We start from the raw sequence: 25,256 nt of genomic DNA, 5'->3' as shown, positions 1-25,256 counted from the left end.
AGAAGTGCCAACTAAATTACTGGAATATAACCCAGAGCAACGCTTCCTGATCCTAGGTGAGTTCCAATGACACTACCAAATGTAGCAAGTGAAATATCCGTACCCACTCCAGATTCAAGCAAGTGTTGACGCAATTCTTCAGCCTTTTCAGGAGCATTCCCATGAATGACAATGACCCGGTATTGACCTGAAGCCGTTGTTTCCTTGATAATTTCAATTAAGCGCTTGGTTGCTTTCTTTTCAGTACGAACTTTTTCGTAAACTTCAATCACACCTTGATCGTTAAAATAAAGGATTGGCTTAATGCTAAGCAAATTGCCCAAAATAGCAGCTCCATTTGAAAGGCGCCCACCTTTCACCAAATGATCCAAATCATCGACCATGATAAAGGCTGACGTACGGCTGATTTGAATAGCTAGCTTATCCTGAATGCTGGCAAAATCATCGCCCTGGTCACGCCAGTTAAAGACACTTTCAACCATGATACCCAGCGGAGCGCTTGTAATCAAAGTGTCTGGAAAAGCAATGGTTAAGCCCTCATATTCATCTATCATATACTGGATATTTTGGTAAAAACCTGAAATTCCAGACGATAGGAAAAGCCCCAAGGCATGTGTATAACCTTGTTCTTTGAGCGAAGTTAAGATTTCATCTAACTTGGCAATACTTGGTTGACTAGTCTTAGGCAATTCAGAAGCCTGAGCCATTTTTTGGTAAAATTCCTCAGCAGTCAGATTGATACCTTCGACATACTCCTCACCATCAATATTGACAGGAATATCCAAGACATACAAATCTTCTCTTTGCAAGGTCTCTGCACTGAGATAGGCAGAAGAATCTGTGATAACAGCTAGTTTCATATTAGAACTCCAAATTGATTCCTGGTAAGTCTAATGCAATTTCAGTTACTTCGTAAGTCAAACGGTTGAGCATATTCAAAGATGGACGAGCCAAAGTTTCCACTTCTTCTTGGCTCAATTCACTTGGTTCATTGACAATACGGCCATCGATATGATTTACCTGTGAAATGGTTCCACTGATGACAAACTTATCAAATACAATCATAAAGGTCAAGATGACAATCAAGGAAGTCACTTGATTTTCTTGGTCATGTTGGAGCAATTGGAAGTTCACATCCACCTTAGTTTCAGGAGCTCCATTTTCATTTTCCCATTCAAAATTACGCGCATCAAAATGATACTGACTAACAAATTCTTGTTCACGTTTAAGATTCATGTCTTTCTCCCTCGGCTACAATATTATAAGCTATTGTACCATATTTTTTTATTTTCATCTAGTTTTCTAGGATTTAGTCAATCCCGATTTCAGCTCGAACTACGTCTGCGATGGTATCAACATAGTAGTCTACTTCTTCTGTTGTAGGCGCTTCTGCCATGACACGCAAGAGGGGCTCTGTTCCACTTGGGCGAACAAGGATACGACCATTCCCTGCCATTTCAGCTTCCATCTTCTCGATGATATCCTTGATAGCTGGCACTTCCATAGCCTTTTCCTTCATGGCATTTTCCACTCGGATATTGACTAATTTTTGTGGATAGATGGTTACTTCTGCTGCCAACTCTGACAAGCTCTTACCAGTTTCCTTCATGATTTTGGTCAATTGGACAGCTGATAATTGACCATCACCTGTTGTATTGTAGTCCATCAAGATGACGTGACCAGACTGTTCACCACCAAGGTTGTAGCCTGATTTTCTCATTTCTTCAACAACGTAGCGGTCGCCAACTGCAGTGACTGCCTTGTTAATACCTTCACGGTCCAAGGCCTTGTGGAAACCAAGGTTAGACATAACTGTTGTCACAATTGTATTTTGAGCCAATTGTCCTTTTTCAGAAAGGTATTTCCCGATGATGTACATAATCTTGTCACCATCAACGATCTCACCATTTTCATCAACAGCAATCAAGCGGTCACTGTCTCCGTCAAAGGCCAAACCAATAGCTGAGCCGCTTTCTTTGACCACTTCTTGAAGGGTTTCTGGGTGGGTTGAACCAACATTAAGGTTGATGTTAAGACCATCTGGTGTTTCCCCGATAACTGTTAATTGAGCACCAAGATCTGCAAAAATTTGACGGGCACTGGTAGAAGCGGCACCATTGGCTGTATCCAAGGCAACCTTCATTCCATCAAGAGGAGTTCCAGTTGAAACAAGGTAGCCTTCATACTTACGCAAGCCTTCTGGATAATCTACCAAGGTTCCCAATCCTTCTGCACTTGGACGAGGAAGAGTGTCTTCCTCAGCATCTAGCAAGGCTTCAATTTCTGCTTCTTTTTCGTCATCTAGTTTGAAGCCATCACCACCAAAGAACTTAATCCCATTATCAAGGGCTGGATTATGACTAGCAGAAATCATGACACCTGCACTTGCTCCCTCTGTTTTGACCAAGTAAGCTACTGCTGGCGTCGCAAGAACACCGAGTTTATAAACGTGAATCCCTACTGAAAGGAGACCTGCCACCAAGGCTGATTCTAACATTTCCCCTGAAATACGGGTGTCACGTCCTACAAAGACTTTCGGTGCTTCCGTTTCATGTTGACTGAGAACATAGCCTCCAAAACGTCCTAGTTTAAAAGCCAATTCTGGTGTTAGTTCTACATTAGCTTCTCCACGGACTCCATCAGTCCCAAAATATTTACCCATTTTTATAAAATCCTTTTCCTATTTTTAATTCGTTTTTGAACTAGTTGCTTTCGTTGACGAAGATGTCTCCGACGAACTGCTTGTGCTTGAACTTGGTGCTACTGGTTTTGTAGTGACCTTCATTGTTGTATCAAAGGGAGTGATAACTACTGGTAAGACAACCCCATTGCGGTCGATTGCCTGCAAAGGTACTGAACCACTGTAATTACCTATTATACGTTCGCTAGTTGGTAAAAGCGCAATAATACGATCAATTTTAGCTAATGTTTCTTGGTCAGTTGTGACAGAAACTCGTTCGTTTGACACGGTTACACTATCAATTTGTAGCTTGGGATCAATCTGGCTTTGGTCAACTTGTGGCACAACAATCATCCCATCTCGCTTAACCTTCTTCCCAACTTTCACTGTAATCTTTTGAGGCGTTGCCACAGCGGTCAATCCACTTGGAAGATTTTCAATGTTCAAGGGAACTTCAATCGTTCCAACACTGGCATCCGTCAAATCAGCAGTTACCTTAAACTTACGAGTGCTCTCCTGCATTTCGCTGGCCAAGGTCACACGATTAGCTCCGGTTAATACCACTGAAACTTCTGATGCAAATCCGCTGATGAAATACTGGTCATCATCATAGTGAATATCGATAGGAACGTTCGTTATCGTATTGGTATAGGTTTCTGATTTGACCTGCCTTACCGTATTGTTATTTTGAAAATTAGTCGATGTTGCATAGATGAATAAGACACAAGCAAAAAATAGAGATGAAATGATATATAGACTATTTTTTCTCATATTTCCAACCTCCTAGCAAACGGTCCTTGAAACTGACTTTTTCCTCAACAACTGGCAAAAGAATTGTTCGTAGCTCTGCTTCAAATTCTTCAATCGTCAAATCATGCTTGAAAACCCCATTGTAGGTAATAGAAATACCACCTGTTTCCTCTGAAACGATGAAGGTCAAGGCATCCGACACTTCTGATAAACCAATAGCCGCCCGGTGTCTGGTCCCAAATTCCTTGGAAATCCCTGTACTTTCTGTCAAGGGCAGATAGGCAGAGGTGACTGCAATCCGATTTTCTCTGATAATCACAGCACCATCATGTAAGGGAGTGTTGGGAATAAAAATATTGATAAGGAGTTCTGCTGAAATTTTGGCATCCAAGGGAATTCCTGTCGCGATGTATTCTTGTAAGGTACGAACTCGTTGAATGGCAACCAGAGCACCAATCTTACGAGGGCTCATATATTCAACTGACTTGACAAAAGCACGAATCATTTTCTCTTCCGCACTTATTTGAGTAGTAGAAAAGAAATCTGTCGCCCTTCCCAAGCGTTCCAAACCAGTCCGAATCTCTGGAGAGAAGATAACAACCGCAGCAATAACCCCATAAGTGATAATCTGGTTAATCAACCAAGAAATCGTTGTTAAACCAAGGATATTGGCCACAACCTGGGCTAATACAAAGATCAAGACCCCCCGTACCAAAATCATAATCTTGGTGCCAGCTATCGCTTTTGTAAAACGATATAAAATATAGGTCACAATCAAAATATCAAACAGATTGATGGCAATACTCCAAGGACTAGAAAACAAGCTAGTCCAATATTGCAGGTTGGATAATTGTTGAAAGTTCATCTGCTGTCTCCTCTCTGTCCAAACACGTTCCTTTCTATTATACCATTTTTCTGACATTTTTTTCCCTATCCTACTTCATTTTAAATTAAAGAAAAAATATGATAAAATAAACTGACTAGAAAAAACAAAGGAGAAACCATGTCTCAACTATATGATATTACCATTGTAGGTGGTGGTCCCGTCGGTCTTTTTGCAGCCTTTTACGCCCACCTACGCCAAGCCAAGGTCCAAATCATCGACTCCCTTCCCCAGCTAGGTGGACAACCTGCTATTCTCTATCCTGAAAAGGAAATCCTAGACGTCCCAGGCTTCCCAAATCTAACTGGAGAAGAGTTGACTAATCGTCTAATCGAGCAATTAAATGGCTTTGATACTCCTATTCATCTCAATGAAACGGTTCTTGAGATTGCAAAACAAGAAGAAGGCTTTGTCATTACAACTTCTAAAGGTAGTCACCTGTCTAAAACAGTTATCATTGCTATGGGTGGCGGTGCCTTCAAACCACGTCCGCTGGAATTGGAAGGTGTTGAGGAGTATGAAAATATCCACTACCACGTTTCCAACATTCAGCAATATGCTGGTAAAAAAGTGACGATTCTTGGTGGGGGAGACTCAGCTGTGGATTGGGCTTTGGCTTTTGAAAAAATTGCGCCAACTACCCTTGTTCACCGCAGAGATAATTTCCGTGCCTTAGAGCATAGTGTCCAAGCCTTGCAAGAATCATCTGTAACCATCAAGACACCATTCGTCCCTAGCCAACTCCTTGGAGATGGAAAAACACTCGATAAACTTGAAATCACAAAAGTCAAATCTGATGAAACAGAAACCATTGACCTAGACCACCTCTTTGTCAACTATGGTTTCAAATCTTCGGTCGGTAACCTTAAAAACTGGGGTCTGGACCTCAACCGCCACAAGATTATAGTCAACAGTAAACAGGAATCCAGCCAAGCAGGTATCTATGCTATCGGTGACTGCTGCTACTATGATGGAAAAATTGACTTGATTGCGACAGGCCTCGGAGAAGCTCCAACTGCTGTCAACAATGCCATCAACTACATCGACCCTGAGCAAAAAGTACAACCAAAACACTCTACTAGTTTATAAAAAAGAACCACGAGTCACATAGGATTCGTGGTTTTAAAATGAACGACACCTCAAAAATTAGACAGAAATACATCTAACTTCTGATATGCAGCCCACCTTCCCTTTGCTCTTGTTTGAATAAGAAATTTTTTTGAAGAATCATTAGATTATACAAAGTATTTCATATCAGCCTTTTAAAAATCTATCAAAGCTCTCCAACTATTCTAGTATACCATATAAAAAAAATTAAAAATAGGCTTGTTTTTTCCTTTTTTAGATGTATAATAAATTTAGAAGAGGATATAAAATAAAAGGAGATTTTATGAGAAAAGTAAATAAGGACATTTTATTCTTGAGTGGAATCATCGTTTTATGTTTTGGTTTTTTGTTATTTCACATCAACCCCTATTACGCCGGGCCGGATGAGACACTGAAAGGAAGGATAAATTTATTCTTTTGGCAACTATATTGGAGACCTATAGGAACTCTCAGTATCTTTTCTGGTTGCATTATGACTTTCAAAGGATTGAAAAAATAATCTTTTACTCATGAAGAAAAAATTTGTTATGATTAAACTGAAACTATTGTTTTTCTCTCTACTATCAAGTCTATTATTCTTAGTCACAACATCTACGGTTTTTGCTGATGTCTATCCTGGTACAAATTATGAAATTGTATCTAATCGTATTGTAAAAGATATCAACACAGGAGAGTTATTGTCATTTTATACAACTGAACTTAGAGACGCCTATTTAGAGTCTAAATCTACGTATCAGACTCGTTCTAATGCAACTGGTGTTGCAGACTATAGAACTAAATACTCTCACTCTTACAAGAAAAGCACCACATCAGGTCCTGTAAGTTCAACTGCCTATGGTGGAAAAGCTGGAGCTACTCTGACTGTAGGTGCAGGTGTTAGCTTTTCTGCTCCGGAGTCTGGAGCTGGACTTAGTTTAAATCACTCAGTCTCCCATAACGTACCACCCTACACTTATGGTTATATTAGACTAAAAGCATCTTACACAGTAAACGTTCGTAAACTAGAAGTTAGATACTTAGGCACCAACAAATGGGTTCCAGCTGGTGAAACCTCTACTATATCGAATGTTAGCGTTTGGAGCGAACTGGTCACTTGGAAATAACTCATTAGAGACTGGGTAAAAACTCAATTTCAGGAGAAAATGAAATAAATTTTCTCACAATAAAACGCATAGTATCACGGTTTTCAATATCTGATATTATGCGTTTTTGATTTTAAAGAGCTAAATTTCTTAACTTAATGACATTGCTTTTTGCCTTTCCCCTTCTTTTTCAAAAAGCAAAAATGTCCTATCAAATTGATAGAGCATGTGATATAATAACGATGGCACTAACGATACTCCTTGGAAAAGGAGGTATTACAGATACTAGAACTTCTCAAAATAGTACTTATCGCAGTCATCGAGAGTATCATCTCATGGCTGGTGACTCGTTGGCTAGTCGATCACTTCGACAAGTAACCTTCCTGGTTAGTGCTATCTAACCCAGAAAAAAATCCCCTCGGTATTGCAGTACCGAGGGGATTTCTGTTAGCACTAAAATGCTAGAACTTCTCAATTCCTCTTTATTATCTCACATGCTCTGTTCAATTGTCAAGAAAGAGGTGTTTTATATCTTTATAACTCATCGGCTAATTTATTTATCTTTCTGAGTCTGTGGTTGACACCACTTTTGGTCAGAGGGGTACTGAGGCTATCTGCCAACTGTTGGATAGAGTAGTCTGGGTGCTGAATCCGCAGTTGCGCTACCTCCTGCAAATCCACTGGCAGATTTTCTAAGCCCATGATATCTTTGATTTTACTGATATTGTTGATAGTCTTTATGCTGGCAGAAACTGTCCGAGCGATATTAGCTGTCTCCGCATTATTGGCTCGATTGAGGTCGTTACGAGTTTCTCGCAAAATCTTAACCCGCTCAAAATCATCACGCGCCTGCATGGCTCCGATTACTATCAAGAAGTCCATAATGTCTTCGGCACGCTGGAGATAGGTCACAGCTCCCTTCTTACGTTCAAGCACCTTGGCATCCAGTAAAAATTGCTGGAGAAGGGAGGCAATCCCTTGCGCGTGATCCAAATAGACAGAACTGATTTCCAACTGATACTTGCCTGACTCAGGGTCACGAATGCTTCCATTTGCCAAGAAAGCACCACAGAGATAGGCACGACCTGCTTCCTCATCCGATAAAATCGCCTCATCAATACCTGTTTCCAGACTAAAGAAGGAGTCTGCCAAGTGCAAATCACTTAACAAATCCTGCACCTTTTCATCTGTAAAAACAGTATAGACCCGATTCTTGCGGAGATTGCTTCTTTGGTGGTGACGGATTTCTGATTTGATTTCATAGAAATGGAGAAAGGACTCATAGAGGTGACGAGCCAGCTTGGCATTTTCTGTCACGACAGACAAGGTCAGGCCCGAGGTCGAGAGACCGATGCTACCAGACATCTTGATAATGGCAGATAATTCATGCCGGCTCAGATGGTGCTGACCTAGGATTTCTTCTTTTACTGCTACTGTGAAACTCATTTTCTCACCTGTATAATCCGCATCAACTCATCCACGAGCAAATCTCCATCGTGGAAGGCACCCCCATTTTCCAGACGAAGGAAGTTGGATGAAATCACGCGCGGAACTTGCTTACAAAGACCAGCAAAATCATGTTCCACCTGCACCAAGTATTCATCAAACCGGTTGGAATTCATGTATTCCTGAGGCACTTTTTCGATATTCACCAAGACAGTGTCGATAAAAGGGCGGCCAAGGTGACGATGCAAGACTTCCACGTGATCACTATCTGTAAAGTGTTCTGTCTCCCCACGTTGGGTCATGATATTGCAGACATAGGCGATTTCTGCCTTGGTTTTCAAAAGCGCCTGCCCGATTTCCTTAATCACGATATTGGGCAAAATAGAGGTAAAGAGGGAACCAGGTCCGAGGACAATCATGTCACTTTCAAGAATGGTCTGGACTACTCGACGGCTAGCCAGAGGCGTATCATCGTTGAGGGTATTTGTCACATAAACGTGGTCAATCATGCCTGGATGGTCTGCAATATGGCTCTCTCCAGCCACTTCTGTCCCATCCTGAAAGACTGCATGAAGGGTCAAGGGATGGTCACTGGAAGGATAAATCTTGCCAGTTGTATGGAAAAATTTGCTCAGCAACTGCATGGCATTATAGGTCGAACCCTGCATTTCTGACAGGCCAGCGATAATGAGATTGCCCAATGGATGGCCAGCAAAGGCTCCAGCATCTTCAGAAAAGCGATACTGAAAGACTTTCTCATAAAACTTAGGCATATCCGACATGGCCACAAGTACATTGCGGAGATCGCCTGGCGGTGTCAATTGCTGCATATTTTTTCGGAGTTCACCTGATGAACCACCATCATCCGCCACCGTTACGATAGCAGCAATTTCCACATCTTTTTCACGCAGACTCTTAAGAATGACAGGGATCCCAGTCCCTCCACCAATCACCGTTATCTTTGGTTTTCTCATGAACGGTTTACCGTTTCCTTTCTTCGGTCTTTGTCGCGATGCCCTTCATTAACAGGCCAATTCTTGGATAAGTCCTGCGCCAAGCGTTTAGCAAAGGCCACACTACGGTGTTGTCCACCCGTACATCCCATGGCAATGGTCAAAACGGACTTACCTTCCTTTTGGTAACTTGGCAAAATCGGCTCAATCAAGGCCAACAAATGTTGATAAAAGTCTTCGGACTCTGGATGGTTCATGACATAGTGATACACTGGTTCATCTACACCCGTTTGGTTTCTCAGTTCTGGTAGGTAGTAGGGATTGGGCAAGAATCGGACATCAAAGACCAAATCTGCATCAATCGGGATTCCATATTTAAAGCCGAAAGACATGACTTCGATACGGAAAGACTGGGCTTGTTCTTGGTCTGAAAACTGCTCTGCAAGGGCTTTACGCAGCTCACGAGGAGTGAGTTCAGTTGTATCCACCACATTTTGGCTCATATTTTTCAAAGGTGCCAAGAGCTCACGTTCCAGCTTGATTCCATCCAAAATCCGTCCGTCTGCAGCTAACGGGTGACTCCGTCTGGTTTCCTTGTAACGTGCGACCAATTCCTTATCTGCTGCGTCCAAAAAGAGAATTTTAAAGTCCAGTTCTTCCTTATTTTCCAGCTCATCCAAAACAGCTTGAATCTCTGAGAAGAAAGAACGGCTACGCATATCTACTACCAAGGCCAACTTATGGTCGTCTTCCTTTGTTTCCACCAACTGCAAAAACTTAGGCAAGAGAGCTGGTGGCATATTATCAATGGTAAAATAACCTAGATCCTCGAAGGACTGAATGGCTACAGTTTTTCCCGCACCACTCATTCCTGTCACAATCACCAAGTGAAGTTGTTTCTTTGTCATCTTTTTCTCCTTATATCAAAAGAAGTTTGGCAGAACCAAACTTCAACTAGCTTATCCAATCTCTGCGATGACTTCGATTTCGACTTTTACATCACGAGGAAGACGAGCTACCTCTACTGCTGAACGAGCTGGAAATTCCTCTTTAAAGGCCGTTTGGTAAACCTCGTTAAAAGGAACAAAGTCGTTCATATCGCTCAAGAAACAAGTTGTTTTGACAACATGGTCAAAGTCTGTTCCTGCTTCTGCCAAAATAGCACCAATGTTTTTCAAGACTTGTTCTGTCTGTTCTTGGATAGTCTCTCCTACGATTTCCCCAGTTTCAGGAGATAGGGGAACTTGACCACTAGCAAACAAAAGGTTGCCAACGATTTTTCCTTGAACATATGGTCCGATAGCCTTTGGAGCTTTGTCTGTATGAATTGTTTTTGCCATTTTCTTTTCCTCACAATTTTTCTAAGATTGCATCCCAAGCCTCATCCATCCCTGCCTTGCTGACAGATGAAAAGAGGATGAAGTCGTCACTTGGATCAAAGTTTAATTTCTTTTTGATTGCTGATTCGTGCTTATTCCATTTACCACGTGGAATCTTGTCTACCTTGGTCGCAACGATAATAACCGGAATCTCATAGTACTTGAGAAATTCGTACATCTGCACATCATCTGCTGACGGGTCATGACGAAGGTCGACTAGACTGACTACCGCACGGAGATTTTCCCGAGTCGTTAGGTACTCCTCAATCATGCGCCCCCACTTTTCACGTTCCTTTTTAGAAACACGGGCATAGCCATAACCAGGCACATCCACAAAGCGCATCTTGTCGTCGATATTAAAGAAGTTGAGAAGCTGGGTTTTACCAGGTTTACCTGATGTTCGGGCTAGATTCTTGCGGTTCAGCATGGTATTGATAAAGCTGGATTTACCAACATTTGAACGCCCTGCAAGAGCGATTTCTGGCAGTTCATCCTGCGGATAGTGGGATTTGTTAGCCGCACTGAGCAAGATTTCTGCATTGTGTGTATTAAGTTCCATAGTCACCTCTAGGCTGTTTCTAGGATTGGTTTGTCCGTTCCATCGACAGCTTCTTTAGTGATGCGGACCAATTTCACATTTTCCTGACTCGGTACTTCAAACATGACATCTAGCATGGTTTCTTCGATGATGGAGCGAAGTCCACGCGCCCCTGTCTTCCGTTCGATTGCTTTATTAGCAATCTCTTGAAGGGCCTCGTCGTCAAATTCCAACTCGACATCATCATAAGAAAGCAAGGTTTGGTACTGTTTCACCAAAGCATTTCTTGGCTCTTTCAAGATACGAACCAAATCATCTACTGTCAACTGTTCAAGAGCAGCAAAGACAGGCAAGCGTCCAATCAACTCAGGGATAATCCCGAATTTTTGAATATCTTCTGCGATGATTTCTTGCATGTAAGAGCTGTTTTCGTCAATCGCCTTATTGTTTTGACCAAATCCGATGACTTTTTCTCCAAGACGTTGTTTGACGATTTCTTCAATGCCATCAAAGGCACCACCCACGATGAAGAGGATATTTTTAGTATCCACTTGAATCATCTCTTGTTGTGGATGTTTACGTCCACCTTGAGGCGGTACGCTAGCAACAGTTCCTTCGATAATCTTGAGAAGGGCTTGTTGCACCCCTTCACCAGAAACATCACGTGTGATAGACACGTTCTCACTCTTCTTGGCAATCTTGTCAATTTCATCCACATAGATAATCCCACGCTCTGCGCGCTCAATGTTAAAGTCAGCGGCCTGCAGGAGTTTGAGGAGGATATTTTCCACGTCCTCACCCACATAACCAGCCTCGGTAAGAGCTGTCGCATCCGCAATCGCAAAAGGTACATTCAAGCTCTTAGCCAAGGTCTGGGCAAGGAAAGTTTTCCCTGAACCAGTTGGGCCAATCATCAAGATATTTGACTTCTGCAAATCCACATCTTCTGACTCTTCACGCGTATCGTGGAAATTGATGCGTTTGTAGTGGTTGTATACAGCTACTGCCAAGGCACGTTTGGCACGATCTTGACCGATTACATAGTGGTTCAAGATATGGAGTAGTTCGATTGGTTTTGGAACTTCAGACAAGTCTGCCAAGACTTCTTCCGCCAACTCCTCTCGAATGATTTCCTGAGCCAACTCCACACATTCATTACAAATAAAGGCGTTGTTACCTGCGATTATTTTTTGTACTTCTTCCTGGCTTTTGCCACAAAATGAGCAATAAACCATCATATCATTATTCCTATTTGTAGGCATGATTTCCTTCCGTTCTATTCTATACTGTCATTCTATCTAAAATAAGGTCATGTAAAAAGCATGAATACTATTGACCAAATTGGTAAATGCATTTAACCAGAGCAGGACAGAAAGTCCATAGCGCTTTTTACGAAAAGCCTGTGCTCCAGCAAGCAAGCAGACCAAACACAGCATAGCTGTGAAAAAACCAAATATACTACGTTCCATTAGACTTCCTTTCTCTTGCGGTATTGTATGGTAAAATCATAAGGATTTTTGTCATCTTTGGTATAGGATTTGCTTGAAACTGTCTCAAAAAGAGACAAGTCAAACTCCTCAGGGAAATAGGTATCGCCCTCCACCCGAGCATGAATGTGAGTCACAATCACTTCGTCAAGATAGGGCTCAAAAGCCTGAAAAATTTGCTTCCCACCGAGAATATAAAGATTCTTGTCTTGATCCTGATACCAGTCTAGAACAGACTGGATATCGTGAAAAGTAGCAACCCCGTCTATCTTTTCTTCAGAATTACGTGTCAAAATCAAGGTCTCCCGTTTTGGAAGCAAGCGACGCCCCATCCCATCAAAAGTCACGCGTCCCATCAAGATAGCATGATTCAGAGTTGTTTCTTTGAAGTGTTGCAGTTCTGCTGGCAAATACCAAGGCAGACGATTGTCCTTACCAATCACACCCTCTTCATCCTGGGCCCAAATAGCTACGATTTTCTTAGTCATGCTTCCATCCTTTTCACTGATAGTACTATTTTATCAAAAAACTCAAAAAAAGACTGGTTTGGAATAGCTTACAGAATAGAAAAAATCCGTAAGAGGCATCCTACAGATTTTTATATGATTATTCTATTTCTTACAAACCAGGTGCTTGTCCCAATTCTGCGGCAAGCATCCAGATTGTTTTATCAGTTTCAGTTTTAGCATCTGAGAAGATACCGTTTGTCACATCATCACCCTCTTCATCAGTGACATCCAAACCTTTTTGGAAAAGTTCTGACAAGTAACGGTAGATAGCAAGGACACGTTCCAAGCTTTCTTCAACATTACGGTATTCACCAGCTTCTTCTTCGATTTCACTGTTTTGAAGGAATTCTGTCAAAGTAGAGAATGGGCTACCACCAAGTGTAATCAAGCGTTCGCTGATTTCATCCAATTGACCATCAAGAGCTTCCATATACTCATCCACTTTTGGATGCCATACAAGGAAACCACGACCACGCATGTACCAGTGTACTTGATGCAAAGCAACGTGGGCTACGTACAAATCAGCAACAGCTTGATTCAAGACTTCCTTTGTCTTTGCCAATGCTACTGGTGCTGCTTTTGTTAATGATGTTACGTCTTTTACTGCTTCTTTTTTCAATTCTACCATTGTTTTTACCTCATTCATTATTTTTTGTAACCACTTCTTAATGATTACTACCTTAGTATACTACTAAGAAAAACCAATAGCAAGCCAAAAGACTCACATGAGAAAAGTTGCAATAGACTGATAATTTAAGAATTCTGTAGAGATTTTTTGATTAATACTCAATGAAAATCAAAGAGCAAACTATAAAGCTAACCGCAGGTTGCTCAAAGCACAGCTTTGAGGTTGCAGATAAAGCTGACGTGGTTTGAAGAGATTTTCGAAGAGTATAAATTTCATATCCCTTTGCTTCAGTAAAGTAAAGAAAAAGAGGATGCAAATTTCTTGCACACTCCTTTCTCAACTTTATATCTTAATACCAAACGCTGACGTCTACACGACCACGAATTCCTTTTAGGTAGTCAGATGAAGTATATTGCCATCCTTTTTCTCCTGAATAATGAGGATTATTCCAATCAAGTGCATCTGTATAGGCTGCAACCCAGTTGACATGTTGTAAAATATCTGGATGATTCAAACGAGTTTGCAAAAGTTGACGATAGCTATAAACTTTCACATTTTGATAACCAGCCTGCTTCATTGTTGCCATATACTTATTGATGATCTTGACCCAGATTCCAGTATCACTTGGTGCTCTCTTGGTTTTATTGACATACTCCCAGTTCTCAACATCATAGTAGATAGGATAAGACAGGTTCATCTTGTATTTCTTCAAGAGTTCAATGGTTTGATTAGCATCATTCTCAGCATTGGTCTCATTTTCAGCATAAGTATAAAGGTAAACACCGTAAGGAATTCCAAGACGGTTTAACTCCTTAATATTATGAGCCAATTCCTTGTCCTCAGTTCCACTATAGCCCAAACGAACAATGACTCCGTCAACGCCATTATCATCGATGACCTTTTTCCAGTCACTGATACGACCATTGTGCTCACTGACATCAATAACTTTTTTAACTTGATCAGTCCCAACTTGTTCTTCACGATGGTTAAAGAAATAACGTCTGCCATTTCGGTGAACCCAGCCAACATTCAAGTCTTTCTTTTCTTTTAACTCACCTGAGTCAGAAAAAATATAGCGAGCATCATCCATGACTAATTCACCAGTCGCCATAGCACCACTTCCTGTCAAATAGTAGTTACCCTGCCACTCATCTTTGGCCATGTAACCCCACTTCTTGAAATAGTACCACTTGCCGTCTACCTTTTGCCACTCTTGATTTGCATAAGAACCATCAGACTTGAGATAGAAGTAAGATGAATAGGCTGGATCATAAAGCCATTCATTTTGCATCATAGCACCTTGACCATTTAGGAAATAACTTCCCTGCCATTGGCTTTTAGCTAAATATCCCCATTTTTTAAAATAGTACCATTTACCTCCAACAGAATGCCATTCCTGGTTAGCATAAGAACCATCGGACTTCAGGTAAAACCAATTCTTATAGGCGTTATCATAAACCCATTCATTCTTAGCCATATAGCCACCTGATTTTAGGTAGTAATTGCCCTGCCACTCATTTTGAGCATAACGACCGTCTGACTTAATATAAAACCAAGCCTTATAGTAGTTATCAAAAATCCACTCACTCTTTGCTTTGGAACCATCAGCCTTTACATAATAATCCCCCTCCCAGTGGGCAGAAGCATTGGTCTTTACTCCTGCGCTCGTTTGAGTTTTATTAGAAGACTGATTTTGCTCTGAACTACTTGAAGCAGTCGTTATATCCTGCGAAGTTTTTGCCACTTCAGTTTCATTCGCAGCGACATAGCTAGTTGCCAATCCTAGTAAACAGATACTTGCTAATCCAATTTTTCCAATCTTTGTTTTCAATCTTTCCTCCCCTATAAAAAATGGAACAGACATCTGAATGCTGTTCCACCTAGCTTTTGCTACTGATTATTTTACAAAGTCAAGCAAAGCCAAGAAGCTTTCTGCTTCAAGTGACGCACCACCTACAAGGGCACCGTCAACATCTGGGCAAGCCATGTATGAAGCAACGTTTTCAGGTTTAACAGAACCGCCGTATTGAACACGAACTTTGTCTGCAACTTCTTGACCGAAGTCAGCAGCTACAACGTCACGAACAACTTTACACATTTTTTGTGCATCGTCTTGTGAAGCTGATTTACCAGTACCGATAGCCCAGATTGGCTCATAAGCGATAACTGATGCAGCAACTTGTTCAGCAGTCAATCCAGCCAATGCAGCAGATACTTGAGCACCTACGAATTCAGCAGCTTTACCAGCTTCGTAAGTTTCAAGTGATTCACCACAACAGATGATTGGAAGCATACCGTTTGCAAAGATTGCTTTTGCTTTTTTGTTGATATCTTCGTCAGTTTCATGGAAGTAGTCACGGCGTTCTGAGTGACCGATAACAACGTAGTCAGTACCGATTTCTTTCAAAACTTGTGGGCTTGTTTCACCAGTGAAAGCACCTGCATTTTCAAAGTAGCAGTTTTGAGCAGCAACTTTAAGGTTTGAACCTTTTGTAGCAGCAAGAACCGTTGTCAAGTTAACTGCAGGAGCTGCGATACCTGCTTCAACAAGATCTGATGAAGGAAGTTTTGATGCAACTGCTTCAACGAATGCTTTAGCTTCTTCTGGATTTTTGTTCATTTTCCAGTTACCAGCGATAAATGGTTTACGTGACATTTCACATACCTCTTTTTTCAATTTATTTTCTATTTATTTTATCACAATTATACACAGCTTGCAAATCTTACTCGGATTTCAAGCCTGCTTACAAGGATTAATCCTTCCAAAGATCCATGGCATTTCTAAAATCTGCCGATACCTGTGTCAACTGAGGATTGCTGGCTTCTCTTTCTGCTCGCTTGGCCTCGATTTGAGCCACACTCTTGATTCCTTCATGGCGCCAGTTTCTCAAAATCGCCTGAATGTACTTCCAGTTTGATTTTCCATTCAAAACAGCTTCACGAAGAGCTTCCTTAATCAAGTCAGCACTGGTCCCATCTTCCTTTAGTGTCTTGGTCAAATCCTCAATCTCAAAAGGGGTCAACAAGCGTCCCAACTCCTGCTGGAAGGTTTCTACCAACTCCTTGAGCTGATTTTGAGGTGTCAACCGGTCTGAACTCGAATGAGCGGCTCCAAGCAGGTTATCCAAACGCTCCAATGCCAAACTAGCATCAAAAAGCAATTCGATTTCGCCATTCAATTCAATCGTTCGATACTGAAGTAGTCCCCTCTCCGTCAGATTGGAAATGGACTGGTTGACATCCGAAATTTCCTTGCCAATCCTTTCAGCAATCTGGCTTGGCGACATTTCTTCCAAACCTGTCGTATTTTGCAAATAGAAAAATTGCCAGACTAGAAAATCATCGCTGGAAGGAAAGAGTTCCTTAAAATGCAAGAGTAGGGCACTCGGTAAAACCAAGTTCCCTGATTTAAAAGCGTCTAAATATGTCATAATTCCTCTTATAAATACCCAAATGCAGATGCATCATCTTCTATTTTTCTCCAGTCAAAAGGGGTTTCCTGATAGACCGCATAATTCACCCAGTTACTGAAAAAGAGGGCTGCTGATGAAGACCAACAAAGACAAGGTGTCTGATTGACATCATCATCCTTAAAATAATTTTCTGGAATATGTGGATCCAAACCTGCATCACGATCTCGGAAATACTCTTTTGCCAAGGTATCACGGTCATATTCCAAATGCCCAAAACTATAAATTTCTCGTAAATCACGACTAGCCAAAATCGAAACCCCAACCTGTGGCCCTTCTGATAAAATCTCGAGATTGGTTTTGTTTAAGACCTCTTCCTTAGAAATTTCCGTGTGCCGTGAATGAGGGGATACATAGCTATCGTCAAAGCCTCTAAAGAGAAGGTGAGCCTCTTTTAGGGTGTCCTGAGGATAAATACCTGATAGCTTACTGTCCATCTGGTATTTTTCCACTCCATAGCGCAGATAAAGACCAGCCTGAGCCCCCCAACAGATATGAAGGGTCGAATAGACATGGGTCTTGGACCACTCAAGCACCTGGCTAAATTCCTCCCAATAGTCCACTTCCTCAAATGGTAAATGCTCAACTGGAGCCCCCGTAATAATCATCCCATCAAAATACTCGTCCTTGACTTCAGGAAAAGTTTTATAAAAGGTCTCCATGTGCTCTGAACGAGTTGTTTTAGAACGGTGGCTCTCCATATAGAGAAAATCGATATCCAATTGTAGGGGTGTATTGGCCAAATGACGTAACAACTGGGTTTCTGTGACCATTTTCTGTGGCATGAGATTTAAAATTAAAATCTTCAAAGGACGGATATCTTGATGGGCCGCACGTTGATCATCCATGACAAAGATATTCTCTGTCCGTAAAATCTCAACAGCTGGTAATTTTTTATCAATTCGAATCGGCATAACCCTCTCCTAACTGTACTCTTTCAGGAATCATTGCATATGTTTGAAACTCTTCGAAAATCTCTTCAAACCGCGTCAACGTTGCCTTGCCGTACTCAAGTACAGCCTGCGGCTAGTTTCCTAGTTTGCTCTTTGATTTTCATTGAGTATGAAACTAAATCTCAAACACTTAGTCCTTTTATTATACTGCAAGAAGATATAGTTTTCAATTATACTTTTTCTCTAACTAGCTATAGTCTATTTTTATATCCTAATGTAGAGAAAACAGCCCTAGGGACTGTTTTTCATTAATAATGCATAAGAACCTTGTAATCGTAGTCACCGATTTTTTCACGGCCGTTCAATTCATCCAATTCAACAAGGAAGGCACAACCTGCTACAACACCACCAAGTTTTTCAATCATCTCGATGGTTGCCTTAACAGTTCCACCTGTTGCCAAGAGATCATCTACGATAAGAACACGTTGACCTGGCTTGATGGCATCTGCGTGCATAGTCAAGGTATCAACACCGTACTCTTTTTCATAGTCAGCAGAAATGACTTCGCGCGGCAATTTACCTGGCTTACGAACAGGCGCAAAACCAATTCCCAACTCAAAGGCAACTGGACAACCCACGATAAAACCACGAGCTTCAGGACCTACAATCATGTCGATTTTCTTGTCAGTAGCATACTGAACGATTTCACGAACAGCGTAGCTATAAGCATTTCCATCAGCCATCAAAGGACTGATATCACGAAAAGTAATACCTTCCTTCGGATAATTTTCAATTGTTGCAATGTAATCTTTTAAATTCATCTTTTTCTTTCTTTCAAAGTTTTTACTCTCTATTATAGCATATTTTTTAAGAAAGAAAAAAGGAAAAGTTAACTTCAATGATTATCTAACGATTTGACGATTTATAACTAGCCATAGCAATAAAGCCCAAGTTCTTTTTATTCTTATTAAACATTTTATACATAGTCAAAAACTGCTTTCTATTCTCCTTTTTACAAGCATTTACACAAATTTTCAAGGTTCCTAGCCAACCTTCGTCATAAATCATACCCGATAATTTCATTAATGTCATTTCACCAGTCAATACTTTCACATCACAATAACCTGATTCTATCATCACCTGTTCCCAACCATCTTGAGTTAAAGGACCTACATTTACATGAATTGCTTGCGACAATTCCTGTCTGACAGACTCTTTAGCTTCCTTAAGAAGCACATCATGTGTCAGGAGAAGACCTTCAGGTTTTAAAACCCTTAGATATTCCATTACACATTTTTTCTTAGCTTGATCGGCTTGCATAGTCAGCATAGCTTCGTTTATGACAATATCAAAACTAGCATCTTCATAAGGAAGTTTCATTGCATTTGCTCTTTCAAAACTGATCAAATGACCTACACCTGCCGTTTCAGCAGATTTTTTAGCCACTTCTAAAGCTTGAGCATCCATATCAACAGCAGTTATCTTACAACCAAAACGCTGTGCCAACTCAATTGCTGTAGTTCCCCTATTACACGCAACCTCTAGTATTCTCTTTTCTTTTGAAAATCCTCCTTCCGCAATTAACCAATCTGTAGCACGTTTTCCACCTGGGCGTAAGCGTTTTTTCCCCAGTTTTGCTAAAAACTTATGACCTGCTTCTGACATTTGAACACCTCTGTTTTTTCTTCATTATAACATAAAATGATATTATCTGACAATTCTAATCTATTATTTGATAAACTAGAATCAAAAGCATACAAACCACCATGACTATAGCATAAATTTATTATTACCTCTCTAGTTCGAATTCAACTCCTCCCATCATTTACACATTCAGGTTACGACTATTTTTGTACTTTGGAATTGCTCTCATCTTCATCCGCTCTACGAATCTCCACCTTCCTGTTCGTAGAGCCACGATTTCGCTATCCCTTCCTCTGCCGATTCTTATTTCCAACGTCAGACTAAGAATCGCTAAAAGCTTCATTAGTAAGTGGTACCCACAAATAATACTCAATGGAAATCAAAGAGCAAACTAGAAAGCTAGCTGTATACTGTACTTGAGTACGGCAAGGCAAAGCTAACGTGGTTTGAAGAGTATTACAAATCCAGATATACAACATGCCCGTTCTAAGCAAAAAAACGAGCACTTTCGTACTCGTCCTCTGATATAAACTACTGATTAAAGTGAGTTTACGTCAACTTTGATACCAACACCTTGAGTAGTTGTGATAGTCAAGTTTGTTACGTAAGTTCCTTTAGCTGTAGCTGGTTTTGCTTTTTGGATTGTTTCGTTGAAAGCTTTGAAGTTTTCAACCAATTTTTCAGCTTCAAATGATACTTTACCGATGATTGCTTGAACGTTACCTGCACGGTCAGCACGGTAAGTAATCTTACCACCTTTAGACTCTTCAACTGCTTTAGCAACATCCATTGTTACAGTACCAGTCTTAGGATTTGGCATCAAGTTACGTGGTCCAAGGACACGTCCAAGACGTCCAACAAGAGCCATCATATCAGGTGTAGCGATAACTACGTCGAAGTCCAACCAACCGTCGTTGATTTTAGCAACAAGGTCATCTTCACCAACAAAGTCTGCACCAGCAGCTTTTGCTTCTTCAGCTTTTGCACCGCGTGCGAAAACAAGAACGCGTGAAGTTTTACCAGTACCATTTGGCAATACCATTGCTCCACGGATTTGTTGGTCAGCTTTTTTAACGTCGATGTTCAAGTTGTAAGCAACTTCTACAGTTGCGTCAAATTTTGCAAAGTTAGTTTCTTTTGCAAGTGCTACAGCTTCTTCTACGCTGTATGCTTTTGTGCTGTCGATTTTCTCAAGAGCAGCACGAAGTTGTTTGCTTTTTTTAGCCATTTTCTATTCTCCTTGTAAGTGGTTCAATCGATTTTCATCTCCCACGTCACTTCTCGAAATGATGAAGTCTTGCGGGTTTTCAGTCTATTATTTTTCTTTTCCTACGTCGTCAAGTTCCCTTGCTGTACCCAAGTACAAGCATCAGTCACTTGCCTAGTATGAAAAGCAACTAATAGACTGCTGTGAGATTTTCTACTGTGCTATTGATTAGTCAACAACAGTGAATCCCATAGAACGAGCAGTACCTTCGATCATACGCATTGCAGACTCAATGTTTGCTGCGTTCAAATCTGGCATCTTAGTTTCTGCAATTTCTTGTACTTGTGCACGAGTAACTGTAGCAACTTTAGTTTTGTTAGGTGTACCTGATCCTTTTTCAACACCTGCAGCTTTTTTCAAAAGAACAGCAGCTGGTGGTGTTTTAGTGATGAAAGTAAATGATTTATCTTCGTAAACTGAGATAACAACTGGAATGATCATACCAGCTTGGTCAGCTGTACGAGCGTTGAACTCTTTTGTGAATCCCATGATGTTGATACCAGCTTGACCAAGAGCAGGTCCAACCGGTGGAGCTGGTGTAGCTTTACCAGCAGGGATTTGCAATTTTACAAGTTTTTCGACTTTTTTAGCCATTTTTAAATCCTCCTTTGTGGTTTTGGCGGTAATTAAAAATTTTTACCTCCCACAAGTATGCTTTTTACATACCCATCTATTATACACTATTTATCTAGAATTGCAAGAGAAAAGTTTATTTTTTAATCGACATAATCTCCGCCTTCAAAGCCGTAATACTCTTCCAAACTGAGACCACTCTCAGCAATTTCTTTAGCTTCTTTTCCGACATAACGAAGGTGCCATTCTTCAGCCATATAGCCTGTTTCCTTTTCCTTACCTTTGAGATAACGGACAACAAAACCATAATCAGCCGCATGGTCCAAGAGCCATTGGGCCGCTTTTTCTTCTGTCACCAAATCACCATTTGTCCCAATCACATCAAAAGCCAACCCTGTCTGGTGCTCACTATAGCCAGGACGAGCAGAATAACGATCGGCAGCTTCTTTCCCATCTTGGTTGACATAATCTTGATAGAGCTTGGTCTGAGTTTCATAACTTCTAAAACCACTGTAATGGTCACTAATCGGGAAACCTGCCTCTTGCATCGCTTTGATGAGTTTGATCAACTCTGCCTTGGCTGTTGGATTTTCCCCTGGATTGTAATCTTTTGACAAAGGATAATGTTTATTTGCTACGATGATTTCATCGTATTTCCCTTGGATGCTGTAGTAGTCACCTTTATTAACCACTTCTGCTTTTTTCTGGGCAGCTCCTTGAGGCTTACTTCCGACTGTTCCATCAGCTTTGGCTGTTTGTTCTGTTTTAGCTACTCCATTTTCATTTTTTGCTTTTTCTTGTGAACAAGCTGCCAGACTCAAGGCTAGCAAGGCTGTCAAAACAAGATATCTTTTTTTCATTTTTACTCCTTTATTTCTAATAGTTTATCTACTTCTGACGATAAACATTCGACTAATCTTTTAATCTCATCCGGTTTTGCTTGGCAGATTGCTGCTGTCATTTCTTCAAAGGGAACCCACCAGACTGGACCACGTCCCTTGAGACCGTGACCCTTCATATCACCTGTCCGTCGTGGAAACAGATGCCAATGAAGATGGGCATCGCCATTTCCTAGCAGTTCGATATTCATTTTCTCAGCAGCAAAGGCCTTGGCAACTGCCTCTTGGACTAGACTCATTTCTTCTAGAAAATGGACTCTCATTTCCTTTTCTAAATGGTGCAATTCCGTGACATGTTCCTTGGCTAGAAAGAGGCTATAGCCTGCAAAATACTGGTGGTCTCCAACCACAAGATAGCCTGTTTCCAACTCTTTGACAAAATAGGGATTTTCTCCCTTCTTGATGAGCTCAATTCTCTGGCAAATCAAACACATATTAGTCTACCAATGCGCTCTTAAGGTAAGCATCAACCATACGCTCCGTTGCAACCACCGAGTCAATATGAGTGCGCTCATATGAGTGGCTAGACTCGATACCAGCACCAAGCAGAGCGTGTTTAACCTCAGCCCCTGCAGACATGGCCGCTGAAGCGTCCGATCCATAAAATGGATAGATATCCAACTTAAATGGAATATCTTGCTCTTTAGCCAAGGCAACTAAGTGTTGACGGAAGTCATAGTGATAAGGGCCTGAAGCATCCTTGACACAGATAGATACTGTGTACTCATCTGTCTGCTGGTCATCACCCATGGCTCCCATGTCCACAGCCAGATATTCTACTACCTGAGCAGGGATATTAGAGTTGGCACCGTGCCCCACTTCTTCAAAGACTGAAAAAGCAAAATGGGTTGTTACGGGCAATTCAATCTTCTCTTCCTTATAAATACGAAGCAGATTAAGCAAAATCGCCGCACTGACCTTATCGTCCAAATGACGAGACTTGATAAAACCTGTCTCTGTCACGACAGTTCGTGGGTCAAAACTGATAAAATCACCGACCTCAATGCCAAGAGCACGAGTTTCTTTTTCATTGGTTACTTTGGCGTCCAAACGCACTTCCATATTATCCTGCGTGCGTTCTGCAGTTCCTGCATCCTTGTAAACATGGCAAGAAGTTTGGTGGATGAGGATGGTTCCTGATACTTTTTCACCTGTACTAGCCACATGAACGGTACAGTTTTCTCCTTCAATCATGTTCCAAGGAAAGCCACCAATACGGTCCATTTTGAGACGGCCGTCTGGTTTAACAGCACGGACAATGGCACCCAGCGTATCCACATGGGCAGTCACATAGCGATGTTGCTCATCATTTTGACCTTTAATAGTTACATTGACACCGCCCTTGGCTGTGCGAACTGGCTGATAACCAAAACCTTCTAGAGTTTTAACTAAATAATTCGAAATTTCACGAGTAAAACCTGTTGGAGACGCAATGGCCGTCAGTTCTTTGATATATTCTACTGTTTGATTCATTTCTTCACCTCTTTTGCTACCTATTATAACACATTTATCATCGGATAAAAAAAGAAAATCACTCCTGTAGCCTTGACTACAAAAGTGATTTTAATGATTATTCCATTTCAAAAACATCGCTTTCTTGCTTGTTTGGTAGAACCAATGAGAGCAAGATTCCGACAATGGCTGGTACTAACCATGGGAGTGATGCCTTAGCAAAAGGAAGAGCATTGACAAGGTTTGCAAGAAACTCAACCTTAAAGGAGCTTCCTAGTACGCTTGCAATAGCAATAGCTGTAACAACAGCAATTGTCAACTGCATACCTGGTTTTGAAAGGGCCACAAATTTGTTGACAATGACAATCATAACGATGGCAATGGTGATTGGGTACAAAATAACCAGTACTGGAATTGAGTACTTAATAATCGCATCAAGACCTAAATTAGCAATGGCAAACCCAATCAAAGTAAAGGCTGTCGCATAAACCTTGTAGCTGATTTGTGGGAAACGTTCATTAAAGAACTCAGCTGTTGACACAATCAGACCAACTGTTGTTGTGAAGCAGGTTACGGTAACCATAGCTGCAAGGAAGAGTTGGGCTGTTGAGCCAAAGATTTCTTGAGTGGCTTGTGACAAGATGTAAACACCTGGTGTTCCACCCTTCATCGCTTCAGCTGGTACTGGGAAATGATTTCCAAGGAAACCTAAACCGATGTAAAGAGCGCTGAAGGCAAGGGCAACAACGATACCAACCACCCAAATAGTTGAAATGTATTCTTTCTTACTTGAAAATCCAAGTTGTTTCAAGGTTTGAACTGCGATTACACTGAAGGCAACTGAGGCAAGAGCATCCAAGGTATTATAACCTTCTAGGAAACCTGTACCAAAGGCAGAAGCTTGATAAGCAGCTGAAGCAGCTTGAGGACTTGTTCCACCGTATTTGAAAGCTCCTAAAACAACCAAGATAACGATCAAAATCGCAAAGACTGGCGTTAAAATACGGCCGATACGGTCCAAGATTTTTGATGGATTAAGCGAAATTAGATACGCTGCTGCAAAATACAGAACTGTAAAGACAATCAAACCAAGACCTTTATTTGCATCCGACAAAAGAGGACTAATCCCTACTTCGTAAGCTGTTGTAGCTGTACGTGGGATAGCAAAGAATGGACCGATTGACAGGTAAAGAACTGAGAGGTAAAGAGTCGCAAACCAAGGCGCTATCTTTGTAGAAATCTCGTAGATATATCCTTTAGGATTTAGCGTTCCAATAATAAGGGTCAAGACGGCGATACCGACACCTGAAAAGACAAAACCTGCGATGGCAGGAAGAAAATGTTCTCCAGATAAAGCACCTAGAGAAGGCGGAAAAATCAAGTTCCCCGCACCAAAAAATATTCCAAACAGGAGTAAACCTGTTAGGGCACCTTTTTTAGCCATGAAAATCTCCTTCATATTTATAAAATACTGACTTAGTATATCATGAATAAGAGTATGAAAAAAGTATCACGAAGTAAATATTGAATGTTTTCAAGATTCTTAAAAATGAGAATTATCTAAAAATAAAATCCCCTACCCAGTCCACACCAAGCAGGAGAAAATTCTAATGTTT

The 25,256-nt window shown here is 41.1% G+C and carries 29 protein-coding genes; 3 read left to right on the top strand and 26 right to left on the bottom strand.

Translation table 11 applies throughout. The annotated features are described in order from the left end of the window. Positions 1 to 11 precede the first annotated feature (11 nt). The 5 genes from HMPREF1048_RS04325 to cdaA all read right to left on the bottom strand — a co-directional run bounded on the left by HMPREF1048_RS04325 (position 12) and on the right by cdaA (position 4,295). Positions 12 to 860, bottom strand: coding sequence for a DegV family protein (locus HMPREF1048_RS04325; protein ID WP_000762179.1), 849 nt, complete (start codon positions 858 to 860; stop codon positions 12 to 14). A gap of 1 nt (position 861) precedes the next feature. Continuing rightward, entirely contained in the window at positions 862 to 1,236 is a 375-nt protein-coding gene (locus HMPREF1048_RS04320; RefSeq protein ID WP_001050088.1) for a DUF1149 family protein, read from the bottom strand. A gap of 73 nt (positions 1,237 to 1,309) precedes the next feature. Beyond that, positions 1,310 to 2,662: a phosphoglucosamine mutase gene (glmM, locus tag HMPREF1048_RS04315; RefSeq protein ID WP_000521451.1), complete on the bottom strand. Its 1,353-nt coding sequence runs from the start codon at positions 2,660 to 2,662 to the stop codon at positions 1,310 to 1,312. Positions 2,663 to 2,686: 24 nt separating this feature from the next. Then, the gene (locus tag HMPREF1048_RS04310; RefSeq protein WP_001230934.1) at positions 2,687 to 3,451 is read right to left on the bottom strand and encodes a CdaR family protein; all 765 of its coding nucleotides are present in this window, start codon (positions 3,449 to 3,451) and stop codon (positions 2,687 to 2,689) included. Then, a complete protein-coding gene (gene cdaA / locus HMPREF1048_RS04305) occupies positions 3,438 to 4,295 on the bottom strand; it encodes a diadenylate cyclase CdaA (RefSeq protein WP_001011072.1) in 858 nt (285 codons plus the stop codon). Before cdaA ends, HMPREF1048_RS04310 begins: the two co-directional genes overlap by 14 nt. Positions 4,296 to 4,433: 138 nt before the next feature. Between cdaA and HMPREF1048_RS04300 the strand changes: the two genes are divergently transcribed. The 3 genes from HMPREF1048_RS04300 to HMPREF1048_RS13310 all read left to right on the top strand — a co-directional run bounded on the left by HMPREF1048_RS04300 (position 4,434) and on the right by HMPREF1048_RS13310 (position 6,903). Further along, entirely contained in the window at positions 4,434 to 5,402 is a 969-nt protein-coding gene (locus tag HMPREF1048_RS04300) for an NAD(P)/FAD-dependent oxidoreductase (protein ID WP_000080995.1), read from the top strand. 695 nt (positions 5,403 to 6,097) lie between these two features. After that, positions 6,098 to 6,523, top strand: a complete 426-nt coding sequence (locus HMPREF1048_RS04295) for a hypothetical protein (RefSeq protein ID WP_226373187.1) — start codon at positions 6,098 to 6,100, stop codon at positions 6,521 to 6,523. 221 nt (positions 6,524 to 6,744) lie between these two features. Then, positions 6,745 to 6,903, top strand: coding sequence for a hypothetical protein (locus tag HMPREF1048_RS13310; RefSeq protein ID WP_157768876.1), 159 nt, complete (start codon positions 6,745 to 6,747; stop codon positions 6,901 to 6,903). Positions 6,904 to 7,036: 133 nt separating this feature from the next. Here HMPREF1048_RS13310 and whiA read toward each other — a convergent pair whose 3' ends face one another. From whiA to brnQ, 21 genes are all read right to left on the bottom strand, one after another. Beyond that, a complete protein-coding gene (gene whiA / locus HMPREF1048_RS04290) occupies positions 7,037 to 7,948 on the bottom strand; it encodes a DNA-binding protein WhiA (protein WP_000011287.1) in 912 nt (303 codons plus the stop codon). Then, positions 7,945 to 8,922 (bottom strand): YvcK family protein, encoded by a 978-nt coding sequence (locus HMPREF1048_RS04285; protein WP_001231082.1) that lies wholly within the window; start codon positions 8,920 to 8,922, stop codon positions 7,945 to 7,947. Before HMPREF1048_RS04285 ends, whiA begins: the two co-directional genes overlap by 4 nt. Further along, on the bottom strand, positions 8,919 to 9,809 hold the full coding sequence (rapZ, locus tag HMPREF1048_RS04280; RefSeq protein ID WP_000163051.1) for an RNase adapter RapZ: 891 nt from the start codon (positions 9,807 to 9,809) through the stop codon (positions 8,919 to 8,921). Before rapZ ends, HMPREF1048_RS04285 begins: the two co-directional genes overlap by 4 nt. 51 nt (positions 9,810 to 9,860) lie before the next feature. After that, positions 9,861 to 10,241: a RidA family protein gene (locus tag HMPREF1048_RS04275; RefSeq protein WP_001140420.1), complete on the bottom strand. Its 381-nt coding sequence runs from the start codon at positions 10,239 to 10,241 to the stop codon at positions 9,861 to 9,863. Positions 10,242 to 10,251: 10 nt separating this feature from the next. Continuing rightward, the gene (yihA, locus tag HMPREF1048_RS04270) at positions 10,252 to 10,839 is read right to left on the bottom strand and encodes a ribosome biogenesis GTP-binding protein YihA/YsxC (RefSeq protein ID WP_000422607.1); all 588 of its coding nucleotides are present in this window, start codon (positions 10,837 to 10,839) and stop codon (positions 10,252 to 10,254) included. 8 nt (positions 10,840 to 10,847) lie between these two features. Next, entirely contained in the window at positions 10,848 to 12,080 is a 1,233-nt protein-coding gene (gene clpX / locus HMPREF1048_RS04265; protein ID WP_012972566.1) for an ATP-dependent Clp protease ATP-binding subunit ClpX, read from the bottom strand. A 36-nt stretch (positions 12,081 to 12,116) separates the two neighbouring features. After that, positions 12,117 to 12,287: a hypothetical protein gene (locus HMPREF1048_RS04260; RefSeq protein WP_000442260.1), complete on the bottom strand. Its 171-nt coding sequence runs from the start codon at positions 12,285 to 12,287 to the stop codon at positions 12,117 to 12,119. Then, the gene (locus tag HMPREF1048_RS04255; RefSeq protein WP_000162473.1) at positions 12,287 to 12,793 is read right to left on the bottom strand and encodes a dihydrofolate reductase; all 507 of its coding nucleotides are present in this window, start codon (positions 12,791 to 12,793) and stop codon (positions 12,287 to 12,289) included. The genes HMPREF1048_RS04260 and HMPREF1048_RS04255 overlap by 1 nt, the downstream gene beginning before the upstream one ends. Before the next feature lie 130 nt (positions 12,794 to 12,923). Next, the gene (locus HMPREF1048_RS04250) at positions 12,924 to 13,442 is read right to left on the bottom strand and encodes a Dps family protein (protein WP_000229884.1); all 519 of its coding nucleotides are present in this window, start codon (positions 13,440 to 13,442) and stop codon (positions 12,924 to 12,926) included. 349 nt (positions 13,443 to 13,791) lie between these two features. After that, a complete protein-coding gene (gene lytC / locus HMPREF1048_RS04245; RefSeq protein ID WP_000115843.1) occupies positions 13,792 to 15,306 on the bottom strand; it encodes a choline binding-anchored murein hydrolase LytC in 1,515 nt (504 codons plus the stop codon). 33 nt (positions 15,307 to 15,339) lie between these two features. Next, positions 15,340 to 16,098, bottom strand: a complete 759-nt coding sequence (gene tpiA, locus HMPREF1048_RS04240) for a triose-phosphate isomerase (RefSeq protein WP_000087903.1) — start codon at positions 16,096 to 16,098, stop codon at positions 15,340 to 15,342. Positions 16,099 to 16,195: 97 nt separating this feature from the next. Beyond that, positions 16,196 to 16,873: a DnaD domain-containing protein gene (locus HMPREF1048_RS04235; RefSeq protein ID WP_000221597.1), complete on the bottom strand. Its 678-nt coding sequence runs from the start codon at positions 16,871 to 16,873 to the stop codon at positions 16,196 to 16,198. Positions 16,874 to 16,881: 8 nt separating this feature from the next. After that, positions 16,882 to 17,826 (bottom strand): homoserine O-acetyltransferase MetA, encoded by a 945-nt coding sequence (gene metA, locus HMPREF1048_RS04230; protein WP_001122717.1) that lies wholly within the window; start codon positions 17,824 to 17,826, stop codon positions 16,882 to 16,884. Positions 17,827 to 18,113: 287 nt separating this feature from the next. Then, entirely contained in the window at positions 18,114 to 18,626 is a 513-nt protein-coding gene (locus HMPREF1048_RS04220; protein ID WP_001049318.1) for an adenine phosphoribosyltransferase, read from the bottom strand. 85 nt (positions 18,627 to 18,711) lie between these two features. After that, entirely contained in the window at positions 18,712 to 19,470 is a 759-nt protein-coding gene (locus tag HMPREF1048_RS04215) for a class I SAM-dependent methyltransferase (RefSeq protein ID WP_001287229.1), read from the bottom strand. Between the two features lie 517 nt (positions 19,471 to 19,987). Next, on the bottom strand, positions 19,988 to 20,677 hold the full coding sequence (rplA, locus tag HMPREF1048_RS04210) for a 50S ribosomal protein L1 (RefSeq protein WP_001085675.1): 690 nt from the start codon (positions 20,675 to 20,677) through the stop codon (positions 19,988 to 19,990). Between the two features lie 207 nt (positions 20,678 to 20,884). After that, entirely contained in the window at positions 20,885 to 21,310 is a 426-nt protein-coding gene (gene rplK, locus HMPREF1048_RS04205) for a 50S ribosomal protein L11 (RefSeq protein ID WP_001085806.1), read from the bottom strand. A gap of 122 nt (positions 21,311 to 21,432) precedes the next feature. Further along, complete coding sequence (gene ldcB / locus HMPREF1048_RS04200) at positions 21,433 to 22,149, bottom strand: LD-carboxypeptidase LdcB/DacB (RefSeq protein WP_000747767.1); 717 nt, start codon at positions 22,147 to 22,149, stop codon at positions 21,433 to 21,435. Positions 22,150 to 22,151: 2 nt separating this feature from the next. Beyond that, on the bottom strand, positions 22,152 to 22,622 hold the full coding sequence (locus HMPREF1048_RS04195; RefSeq protein ID WP_000335624.1) for an HIT family protein: 471 nt from the start codon (positions 22,620 to 22,622) through the stop codon (positions 22,152 to 22,154). Between the two features lies 1 nt (position 22,623). Further along, positions 22,624 to 23,661, bottom strand: a complete 1,038-nt coding sequence (locus HMPREF1048_RS04190; protein WP_001077250.1) for a M42 family metallopeptidase — start codon at positions 23,659 to 23,661, stop codon at positions 22,624 to 22,626. A 97-nt stretch (positions 23,662 to 23,758) separates the two neighbouring features. Beyond that, entirely contained in the window at positions 23,759 to 25,084 is a 1,326-nt protein-coding gene (gene brnQ, locus HMPREF1048_RS04185) for a branched-chain amino acid transport system II carrier protein (protein ID WP_001074581.1), read from the bottom strand. Between the last annotated feature and the right edge of the window lie 172 nt (positions 25,085 to 25,256).

Source organism: Streptococcus mitis SK575, assembly GCF_000257865.1.
GTDB classification, from domain to species: domain Bacteria; phylum Bacillota; class Bacilli; order Lactobacillales; family Streptococcaceae; genus Streptococcus; species Streptococcus mitis_CQ.
Note: the sequence above shows the minus strand (reverse complement) of the source record. Positions and strands in the feature narration are given on the sequence as shown.